Source organism: Dyella jiangningensis (assembly GCF_003264855.1).
In the GTDB taxonomy this organism is placed as follows: domain Bacteria; phylum Pseudomonadota; class Gammaproteobacteria; order Xanthomonadales; family Rhodanobacteraceae; genus Dyella; species Dyella jiangningensis_C.
Genome location: NZ_NFZS01000001.1, coordinates 1,978,065 through 1,988,653 on the forward strand (window position 1 = coordinate 1,978,065; position 10,589 = coordinate 1,988,653).

The 10,589-nt window shown below is 67.4% G+C and carries 8 protein-coding genes; 2 read left to right on the forward strand and 6 right to left on the reverse strand.

What is annotated here, in order from left to right; genetic code table 11:
* The first annotated feature begins 81 nt into the window (after positions 1-81).
* Both CA260_RS08900 and CA260_RS08905 read left to right on the forward strand, forming a co-directional pair.
* A complete protein-coding gene (locus CA260_RS08900) occupies positions 82-1,272 on the forward strand; it encodes a glycosyltransferase (RefSeq protein ID WP_172461761.1) in 1,191 nt (396 codons plus the stop codon).
* Entirely contained in the window at positions 1,269-3,374 is a 2,106-nt protein-coding gene (locus CA260_RS08905) for an NAD-dependent epimerase/dehydratase family protein (protein ID WP_111982355.1), read from the forward strand. Before CA260_RS08900 ends, CA260_RS08905 begins: the two co-directional genes overlap by 4 nt.
* Positions 3,375-3,383: 9 nt before the next feature.
* Here CA260_RS08905 and CA260_RS08910 read toward each other — a convergent pair whose 3' ends face one another.
* From CA260_RS08910 to CA260_RS08935, 6 genes are read right to left on the reverse strand one after another with little or no spacing between them, the layout of a single operon-like run.
* Positions 3,384-4,565, reverse strand: coding sequence for a glycosyltransferase family 4 protein (locus CA260_RS08910; protein WP_111982356.1), 1,182 nt, complete (start codon positions 4,563-4,565; stop codon positions 3,384-3,386).
* Entirely contained in the window at positions 4,556-5,677 is a 1,122-nt protein-coding gene (locus tag CA260_RS08915; protein ID WP_111982357.1) for a glycosyltransferase, read from the reverse strand. The genes CA260_RS08910 and CA260_RS08915 overlap by 10 nt, the downstream gene beginning before the upstream one ends.
* Positions 5,677-7,035: a phenylacetate--CoA ligase family protein gene (locus CA260_RS08920; RefSeq protein WP_111982358.1), complete on the reverse strand. Its 1,359-nt coding sequence runs from the start codon at positions 7,033-7,035 to the stop codon at positions 5,677-5,679. The genes CA260_RS08915 and CA260_RS08920 overlap by 1 nt, the downstream gene beginning before the upstream one ends.
* 58 nt (positions 7,036-7,093) lie before the next feature.
* Positions 7,094-8,359: an O-antigen ligase family protein gene (locus tag CA260_RS08925; protein ID WP_111982359.1), complete on the reverse strand. Its 1,266-nt coding sequence runs from the start codon at positions 8,357-8,359 to the stop codon at positions 7,094-7,096.
* Positions 8,347-9,459, reverse strand: a complete 1,113-nt coding sequence (locus tag CA260_RS08930; protein WP_111982360.1) for a polysaccharide deacetylase family protein — start codon at positions 9,457-9,459, stop codon at positions 8,347-8,349. The genes CA260_RS08925 and CA260_RS08930 overlap by 13 nt, the downstream gene beginning before the upstream one ends.
* Positions 9,453-10,583: a glycosyltransferase family 2 protein gene (locus CA260_RS08935; RefSeq protein ID WP_238149658.1), complete on the reverse strand. Its 1,131-nt coding sequence runs from the start codon at positions 10,581-10,583 to the stop codon at positions 9,453-9,455. Before CA260_RS08935 ends, CA260_RS08930 begins: the two co-directional genes overlap by 7 nt.
* Between the last annotated feature and the right edge of the window lie 6 nt (positions 10,584-10,589).

Genomic DNA, 10,589 nt, shown 5'->3' on the forward strand with positions numbered 1-10,589 from the left:
ACGCTTCCGTTTTTGCGTGATCAACCGGACAGGGGACGAGAACATGGTGGTTGCGCATCGGCCCCGTGCGCGGGAGCGGGCATGCTAGAGAAGTACGGGGTGGTCTATTTCGGCAATGACTGGTTCGCCGAAAACCGCACCAGCAGCCACCATGTGGCCGCGCGGTTGGCGGCGACGATGCCGGTGCTGTACGTGGATTCGCCGGGCATGCGTGCGCCGAATGCGAGCGGGCGCGATCTTCGGCGGGCCTTTCGCAAGTTCGCCGAGGCGTTGCGCGCACCGCGTCGCGTGGATGCCAACCTCTGGCATTGCACGGTGCCGCAACTGCCGTTCCGGCGGATTCCGGGCGTCAGCCTGTTCAATCGCCTGTTCAGCCAGTGGGCGTTGCGCCGCGCGATGCGCGTGCTGGGCGCGCGCCCGCGCATCTCGTGGTTCGTGACGCCGCATCCCGGCTTCCTGGCCAAGCGGCTCGGCGAAGCGTTCTGCGTCTACTACTGCATCGACGACTATGCGGCGCATCCTGGCGTGGATGCCGACGTGATCGCGGCCAGCGACCTGGCGTTGACGCGCAAGGCGGACGTCGTGTTCGTCGCGCCGCCCGCCTTGCTCGCCGGCAAGCAGGCGTTGAATCCCAACACGCATTTCTCGCCGCATGGCGTGGACGCGACGTTGTTTGCGCAGGCGTCGGACCCGGCCACGGTGATTCCACCGGCGGCGCGGGGATTGCGGCATCCGGTCGTGGGCTACTTCGGTTCGATCCACGCCTGGATCGATATCGAGCTGATCGCGTCGCTTGCGCGCGTGCGGCCGCAATGGACCTTTCTGCTGGTGGGCTACGCGGCGATCAGGGCACCTGAACTCGCGTCGTTGCCCAACGTGGTGTTTGCCGGCGCCCAGCCCTACGCGTCGCTGCCGGCCTGGGCGAGGGCGTTCGACGTGGCGATCATTCCCTACCGGCGCAACCGCCAGGTGGAGAACGCCAATCCACTCAAGCTGCGCGAATACCTCGCCACCGGCAAACCGGTCGTGGCGGTGGGCAACCCGGAGATCGCGCGCTTCGCTGGTGTCGTGCGCATTGCCGAGGGACACGAGGATTTCCTGGCGGGCCTGGAGCAGGCCATTGCCGAGGGTCCGGAACACGGCGCCGCGGCACGCATGGCCGCCGTGGCGGACCAGACCTGGGATCGTCGCGTGGAGGACGTGCTGCGCGAAGTCGCCGCGTCGATCGCGGCGGCGGACATGACTTTGGCTGATCGTCGGGTATCGGAATGAATGCACCTGTCAGGGGCAAGCTGCGCATCGGCATCGTGGGTGCCGGTTATGTGGCGCGCTATCACATCGAGGCCCTGCAGCGCCTGGATTTCGTCGAGATCGTCGGCATCTGCGACCTCGACCTGGGGGCGGCACGCAAGCTTGCCGCCGCCTTCAAGCTGGACCTCGCCACCGCCAGCCTGGCGGACCTGGCCGACCGCAAGCCGCATGCGATGTATGTGCTGACGCCGCCGTCGAGCCATTGCGCCTTGACCTTGCGTGCGCTGGACATGGGCTGCCACGTGTTCGTCGAGAAGCCGATGGCCGAATCCGTGGCCGAATGCGACGCGATGATCGCCCGGGCGCAGGAGCGCGGGCTGGTGCTGTCGGTCGATCATTCCGATCTGTTCGACCCGGTGGTGATGCGCGCACGCGAACTCGTGCAGTCGGGTGCGTGCGGCGACGTGGTGGCGGTGGATGTGTGGCGCAGCTCCGACTACGCGCCCTACGGTGGTGGACCGCTGCCGCCGATGGTGGCGCAGGGCTCCTACCCGTTCCGCGACCTGGGCGTGCATGGCCTGTATACGCTGGAGGCATTCCTGGGCGAGTTGCAACACGTGGACATCCGGCATCGCTCCAGCGGTCGCTCCACCACGCTCAAGTTCGACGAATGGCAGGCCACGGCGGACGGCGCGCATGGCAGCGGCCGCGTGATGCTGTCGTGGAACGTGCGGCCGATGCTGAACCGCCTGGTGGTGCAGGGCACGCGCGGCGTGATCGAAGTAGACCGCTTCCTGCAGGTGTGCCGCGTGCGGCGGATGCTGCCGGGGCCCAAGTTCATCGGCATCGTGGCCGGCGCGTTCTTCGGTGCGCTCGCCGACGTGTTTCGCGTACCGTGGAACGTGTTCCGGTTCGCCACCGGCATGTTGCGGCCTTCGCCTGGCATCCAGGCCGGTGCGCAGGCGTTCGCGCAGGCCTTGCACGAAGGCAGGCCGCCGCCGGTGAGCGCGGAGGACGGACGGCGACCGATCGCCTGGATGGAAGAAGCGTGCCGACGCGCGGACGCCGAGCGTGAGCAGGAGCTTGCCAGCCGCCATGCGCCGCTGGAACCGGTCGATGCGCTGGTGACAGGTGCGTCGGGCTTCCTCGGGCGCGCCCTGGTGGCGGCCTTGCGGCGCAGCGGACAACGCGTGCGCGTGCTGGTACGGCGCACCGATCCGCGTCTCGCCACGTCGGTGGAACAGGTGGTGATCGGCGACCTCGGCGACCCCCGCATCGTGGATCATGCCGTGCAGGGGGCGCGCACGGTGTACCACGTGGGAGCGGCGATGGGTGGCGGTCCGCGCGACTTCGAGGCGGGCACCGTCTGGGGCACGCGCAACGTGGTCGATGCCTGCCTGAGGCATGGCACGCATCGCCTGGTGTACGTCAGCTCGATGAGCGTGCTCGATCACGCCGGCCGCGATCCGCTGGTGCAGATCCACGAGAGCTCCCCGCTGGAGCCGTACCCGGAACGGCGCGGCAGCTACACGCAGACCAAGCTCACCGCCGAGAACCATGTGCGCGACGCGATGATCGAGCATGGCCTGCCGGCGGTGGTGATCCGTCCGGGCCAGATCGTGGGACCAGGCTCGGAAAACGTCACGCCCAACGGCACGCTGGCGATCGGCGGTCGCTGGATCGCCGTCGGCCCTGCTTCGCAGACGCTGCCATTGGTGTACATCGACGATGTGGTCGACGCGCTGCTGCTGGCCGGTTGCGCGCCGGCGGCCGATGGGCGTCTCGTGCACGTGGTCGATCCGGCCATCGTCACGCAAGGCGAATACCTGGCCCGCGTGTCGCGCAAGCGTGGCAGCACGCTTCGCCTTATGCGCTGGCCCAAGAGCGTGCTGCTGACCCTGGCGCTGGGCGTGGAAACCCTGGGCAAGCTGCTGGGACGCCAAGTGCCGCTCACGCGCTATCGCGTGCAGTCGTTGCGTCCTCTGGCCAACTTCGACCAGCGTGTGGCGCGCGACGTGCTGGGCTGGGAGCCGCGCGCGGGGCTCAAGCGCGGCATGGACCTCATGTTCGCCGACGAAAGCATGCCGCCCGCGGTCGTCGTGTCGCCCGCGTCCGACAAATAGGCACCGAGCTCAGGGCGAGGAATAGTCGACCACGTCCGCGCGGCTCATCGCCGCGGATTGGAGGATGTCGCCGAGGCGCTGGATGTTCTCGTCCCAGCGGAACCGGCTGGCGTGGGCGGCAATGCGCTGCGCATCCCACGATTCGGCCAGCGCCGCGATCAGCGCGCCACGCAGCGCGATGCGATCACGCGCGGGCACCAGCACGCCGGCGTGGTTGGGCAACACTTCGGGAATGCCGCCCACGCGCGTGGCGACGACCGGCGTGCCGCAGGCCATCGCTTCCAGCACCACGTTGGGAACGCCCTCGTTGTGGCTCGGCAGGCACAGCAGGTCCGCGGCGCGGAACCAGTCGCCCAGGGCGAAATGCTCGATCGCACCGACCAGCCGCACGCGGTCGGCACAGCCCAGCGCGGCGGCGCGCTGGAGCAGGGCGTCCTTGCATGGTCCCGTGCCGATGAACAGCAGGCGCGTGTCCGGATGCGTGGTCAGCACATGAGGGAAGGTTTCGAGCAGGTCGAGGCAGCCCTTGCTGTCCTTGAGATTGCCCACGTACAGCAGCAGGCGTTCGTGCGGCGAAAGCTTGAGCCGCTCGCGCGCCTCGCGCCGTGGGCCGGGCGAAAACAGATTGGGTTCGACGCCGTTGTAGATCACGTGCACGCGCGAGGGCTCCACGCCCAGCGCCACGGCCTTGTCGGCCAGCGCCTGGCTCACCGCCACGACGGCCTGCGCACCCTGCAGGGCATAGCGGATCTGCGGGCGCAACAGCGTCTGCTCCGCCTTCACGTTGAGGTCGGTGCCATGCACCTTCACCACATAGGGAATGCCCAGCCGCCGCGCCAGCCAGCTCGCCGCGGCAGCGTCGGGATAACCCCAGCTCACCAGCATGCAGTCGTAGTTTCCCTGGCGCAGCCGGCGCAGCTTCTGGGCAAGCAGGGATGCCAGCCAGCAGAACGCGTGCAGCGAGCGGCCGATGATCGGTGGATAGAAGAACACGAAATGGTCGGTATGCAGGCTCGTGAACGGCATCGGCGAGGGCTTTCGGCTGAAGCGCTCGCGAAAATCCACCGCGGTGAGTACATCCACCTCGTGCTGTTTGGCCAGGCGTTCGAACTGCTGGCGATTGAACGGACTGCGCAGTGGATCCCATGGCGAGGGAAACAGGTTGGTCAGCACCAGCAGCTTCAAGCGCATGCGTGTTGCTCCGTGTCCTGGTAGAGGCATTGGTAACGACGTGCCATGGCTTCCAGCGAGCCATGGTTCTCGACCCAGTGCCGCGCGGCGCGGCCATAGGCGCTGGCGCGCTGCGGATCGTGCAGCAGCGCGAGCATGCCGTCGGCCAGTGCATCGGGGTTGCCGGCGGCAACCAGCAGGCCGGTGTGCCCGCTGCGGACGATCTCGCTGTTGCCGCCGACGTCGGTGGCGATGATGGGAAGCGCCACGGCGCAGGCTTCCAGCAGCGCCATGGAATAGCCCTCGCTCACCGAGGAAAGCACGAACAGGTCCAGCCCGCGCAGCAGTTCGCGCACATCGCTGCGGTCGCCCAGGAAATGCACGGCGTCACGCACGCCTTCGTAGCGCGCGCAGTGCTCCAGGTCCTCGCGCAGTTCGCCGTCGCCGATCACTACCAGTGCCGCCTCCGGATGTTGCGCATGCACCTGGCGGAAGGCGCGGATGAGCCCGGCCTGGTCCTTGGTCCAGTTGAGCCGACCGACGTTGCCGACCAGCATGGCGTGTTCGGGCAAGCCGAGCAGCGCGAGCAGGCGTTCGCGCATGTCCATCGAGGCGGGCGAGAAACGATCCACCGCGATGCCGTTGGGCACCACGCGGGTGATCGATGGCGGCAGCATGCCTTTCTCCACGCCGCTGCGCTTTGCCGCCTCGCACACGGTGACCACCATGTCGGTGCGCGTCAGCGCGCGGCGATACAGCCATTCCTTGCGGCCGGTGCGCGATCCCGCACCCATGCCATGGCGGGTGTTGAGCACGCGCAGCAGGTCCAGCCCGCAGGCGGCGAGCACGGTCTGGTAGTGCGCCACGGCGTTGTGGGTATGCAGGATGTCGGTATCGTGCCGGTCGATCGCGCGGCGCGCGCGGGCCAGGGCGCGCAGGTCAAGGCCAGGCCCCTTGTGGCAGGCCACCACGGGGATGCCGACGGCATCGAGTTCATGCGCCAGCACACCCGCCTCGAACAGGCACACCACCTGGCAGCGATGCCCCTGGCGCTGCTGCAGCTTCACCAGGTCGAGGACCATGCGTTCCATGCCGCCCCGGTTGAGGTTCTCGACCACGTGGGTGATGTTCATCAAGCCAGTTCCGACAGCGTGACGCGGCGCTTGCCGCTTCGGGTGAGGGGGATGTCATCGACGAAGCGGCAGTCCAGCGTCACCTGGTGGCCGAGTACTTTCGTGGTCTCGCGATGGATGTAGGCCAGCGATTCGTCGTCGAAGCCCTCGCTGCGCACGATGGACAGTTCCAGGCGGTCGAGTTGCCGCTGCACCAGCTGGAAACGCGAAAGGCCGCGCACGTCCTTGAGCATGTGCGGGAAGAATTCGCCCGGCAGGATGCGTCCGTCCGGCGTGCGGATCGCGTCGAGCACGCGGCCTTCGATGCGATCCAGCAGCGGCAGCCCGCGGCCGCAAGGGCAGCTGTGTTCCGAGGAGGTGCTGGCCAGGTCGCCGTTGACGTAGCGCACGAACGGCATGCCGTAGTTGGAAAGATCCGTGATCGCCACTTCGCCGATGCCGCGGCGGACAGGCACGCCATCCTCTCCCAGCAGTTCCACCACGAGATGGTCGGCGTTCACGTGCAGCCGATGGTGGTGATCGCACTCCGAAGCGATCAGCATGAACTCGCGGCAACCGTAGGTGTTGTAGACGGGGCAGCCGAACGCCTGGCTGATCGCCTCGCGCTGGAACGGATGCAGCGCTTCCGCCGCGCCGATCACCGACTCCGGACGATGCACGCGCCGGCCCGTCGCCACCATCCACTGCGCAAGCTGCGCCAGCGGGCTGACATAGCCGACGATGATGTCAGGCCGGTAACGGTCGATCGCATCGGCATAGCTGGCGAGATTGGACTCGGTCATCTCGAAGCTGTTGAGCACGCGCCGCGCGAACATCGCGTTGTACAGGCGATCCTTCAGTTGGTGCGCATGCCCCGGGGTGCCCACGTTGCCGGCCCACAGGTAGAGCGTGCGCCGCCCCGGCCGTGAGCCGGCCCAGCCGTAGCCGCGCCACATGACGGCGATGCGGCGGTCGTAGCTTTCGCGCGTATAGCCCAGTTCCAGCGGTTCGCCGGTCGAGCCGCCGGTGCGCTTGAACAGCAGGCGGCCGCGCCATGACGAGGCCTGCAGGTCCTGGAAGTTCTCGCGGATGTCGGCCTTGGTCAGCGTAGGCAGGCGGGCATAGTCGTCGAGGTCCCGGATGTCGTCCGGCGTGATGCCCAGTTCGCGCCAGCGACGGCGGTAGTAGGGCACGTCGCGGTAGCAATGTTCCAGCAGCGCCTTCAGCCGGCGGAACTGCAGCTCCGCGATGGCGCCGGGCGACAACCACTGGTCGCCCTCGTACTTCGCCAGCCACGACAGCGTGTCCCTGCGACGCAGGCCGCTTTCGTAGGCGGGATAAAGCACGTGGCGAAAAGCCTGTTCGTACCAGCCACTCATGACACGTACTCCCTGTGACGAGCGCGCATGCCGCGCTTCATTGGTGAACGACGTCCTGTCATCCCGACGTCCTCAGCAAGACAGCCACCAGCACGAACAGGCCGGCAATGCTGCCGATGGCGGCCGGAATCCAGCGCCCGCCGCTTTCGGACATGGCGAGCGTGGGCAGGCCGTCGACCCGCTGGCGCGCACCGACATAGAAGCCGGTAACGATGGCCAGCACGAAATACAGCACGATCATGTAGCTGCGGCTCAGGAAGAACGCGCACATGAACATGCCGCAGAGCGAAAGCAGCAGGGTGAGCGCGAGCGGACGTTCGTCCTGCCAGCGGGCGTAGCGTTCCGGTTCGGCCACCGCATCGACCTTGAAGCGAAGCACCGCGGCGACCATCCAGAAGCTGTAGCCGATGATGGCCAGCCACAGCAGGTAGCCGATGAAACCCGTCTCGGCCAGCACCAGCACGAACGAGTTGTGCGCGGTGAGATGGTTGTAGTCGGTGAAGTTGCCCGGCCCCACGCCCAGCAGCGGATGCGAGGTGAACATGTGCAGGCCTTCGTACCATGCATCGACGCGCCCACTGGCCGATTCTTCGCCGGCGTCGAGCTCCTGCATGCGCGAGGACAGCATCTTCATCACGGTGAGGCCGGCGACGCCGAGGATGCCCGCCACCACCAGGCCACGCCGGTACCAGACATAGGCGCCGACCACGAGCAGCACGCCGAGCATCGCGCCACGCGAATTGGTGAGGTAGACGCCATAAAGCAGCATGCCGATGCAAGCCAGCCAGAACAGCTTGCCCAGCGCACGGGCGCGGGTGAGCAGCAGGCACGCCATGGGGAACACCGACACGAACAGCATGCCGAGGTCGTTCGGATCGTTGAAGATGCCGACGTACTGGATGCGACCGTCTTCGCCGATGGGGATGCCGCTCCAGCCCATGCCGGTGCGGGCCTGGCCCACGCCATGCAGCGCGAGGATGGACGCGCACATCACCATCACCGCCATCAACACACGAACGCGCCGGTGCGTGTTGCACGCCGTGGCGATGATGAAGAACGCCAGCACGATGGGCCCGAACTTGCCGAACTGGTCCTTGATGCCCCCGAACCAGCCGTTGGCGACCTCCGACACCATCAGCACCACGAAGAACGCCGGCAGCAGCAGGAACTGGGGCGCGGAGGGCACGCGCGTGCCGGAGGCCAGCCACGCGGCGAACGCGAGCGCCAGCACCACGGGCAGCACCGGCACGCCGGCCAGCGAGGCGAAGTACTCCTGCGGCCTGACGATGGCCAGCACCACGTAGAGGACGATCAGTGGGAACATGACGGCGCTTCGTCGGACGTGGCCAGATGGGCCGGCGTGGGATGGTTGATCAGGCCAGGCATGGTCAGCATGGCGGCGAACCAGCGCTTGCCGATGTAGCGCTCCACCGCCAGGCGATAGAGCGAATAGCGGTTCGCCGCGGGCTGCGGATTGGTGCCGCTGATGTAGCTGCAGGCCACGTCGAAGCCGGCGCTGCGGGTGACTTCGATCACCTGGCGATCGAACGCGCGATTGCTGCCCACCGGATAGGACATCAGCAGCGGCATCGGCCCCAGTTCGCGCAGCAGCGCATCACGTGAGTCGCGCACTTCGCGTTCGAGTTCATCGAGAGGCAGCTTGGACAGCATCCAGTGATTCACGCCGTGCGAACCGATCTCCAGGCCGGCGGCGTGCATCTCGCGCAGCTGGTCCCAGGTCATCGGGCGGCAGTCGGCAGGCACCGCGGCGTCGGAAGGCATGTGCCATTCCTTTTCCAGGCGACGGATCATGCCGGCCTGCGCGAGCGCGCTGATCTCCTTCATGTGATCGAGCACGCTGGTGGCGAGCGCGCGACGCGCGGCGCGACCCACCGGCATGGGCATGTCCATGCCCAGTTCCGGCAGCTCAAGGCGCGCTGCGCCTGTCATCAGGATCATGTGCACCAGCCAGTCGTAGGCATACGGGCGCCCACTGTCGATATGGCCGGTGGAAACGAAGAACGTCGCCGGGATGCCCAGCTCCTGCAGGATCGGGAAGGCGATGTGATAGTTGTCGTCGTAGCCGTCGTCGAAGGTGATCACCACCGTATCCGGCGGCAGCGCGTGACCGGCATCGATGGCCGCGGCGACGTCGGACAGGCGCATCGGACGGTAGCGTTCCTTCACCAGCAGCATCTGCTCGCGGAAACCTTCCGGCGTGGCGCTGATCAGCTCCATGTCGAAGTCGTAGCTGTCGGGATCGGGCAGCGGCATCACCCGGTGGTAGGCGAGGATGCGCAGGTCCTTGTGCCACCACGAACGCACGCGCTGGAGCGGGCTCAACAGCCCCGCGCTGTAGCAGAACTCGCCCAGCCTCTCGCGAATGCCGGTGGACTTCACGTCGTGCGTCGACTCACTCACCATGGATGCTCCCCCCGACTGCGGGCGAAGGCGATCGACGCCTGCGCCGCGTATAGATTGAGATAGAAGAACGCCACCATCAGCCGCACCGGCAGCCAGCGCCCGGCATGCGGACGCAGCCGTTCCATCGGCACCAGCGCCATCGCAAGCAGCAGGGCGACCAGCACGGCGGCATAGGCCTGGTGGTGACGCGCCAGGAACGCCGAGGACAACAACAGCGACAGCAACAGCCAGGGCGCCAGCAGGCGCAGCAGCTTGTGGCTGACGAACTGGAACCACAGCGGGTTGCGCGACGGCGACAACAGCCACGGTGCCAGTTCCATCAGCTGGAAGCAGCCGAGGCTGGCCTGCAGGCGGCGCGGCTGCTCCGTCAACGGATCCTGCGCAGGTTCGCCCCACACCACGGCGCGCGGCTCGAACACCACCCGATGACCGGCCGCCGCCACGCGCATCGGCAACAGCACGTCATCCAGCAGCGTGTCGGGCGGCAAGGGCTGGAACAGGTCGCGTCGCACCGCATACAGTGCATGGCTCGCGCCGACCGCCGACGCGCAGCGGCTTTCCTGCGTGCGGATGAACTTCTCGTAGCGCCAGTAGGCATTGACGCCGTGCGCAAAGGCGCTGTGCACGTTTTCCAGGTCGAGGCTGCCGCTGACCGCGCCCACGCGTAGATCGCCGAGATTGTCCACCAGTTCGCGCAGCGCCAGCGGCGACAGCTTGTGCTGCACGTCGGTCATCAGCAGCACGTCGCCACGCGCCGTGGCGACGGCGTCGTTGAGGCACAGCGCCTTGCCGCGAGGCACCGGGAAATCCATCACGCGGGCACGCGGATCGTGCGCGTGGCGCACCAGTGCGGCGGTGCGATCGGTGCAGCCATCGCAGGCGACGATGATCTCGATGTATTCCGGGGGATAGTCGAGTGCGCGCAGGTTCTTCAGTTTCGAGCGGATATGCCGCACGCCGTCGCGTACCACGATGATCACCGACACCGTGGGCAAATAGGACTGCTTGCGCACCGGCCGGGGCCACAGCCGTGCCCACAGCCACACCAGCACGGGATAGCCCACGTAGATGTAGAGCAGCGCCCAGAAGCTGCCCCAGCACACGAGGTACGCGATGGTCGTCATGCCGGC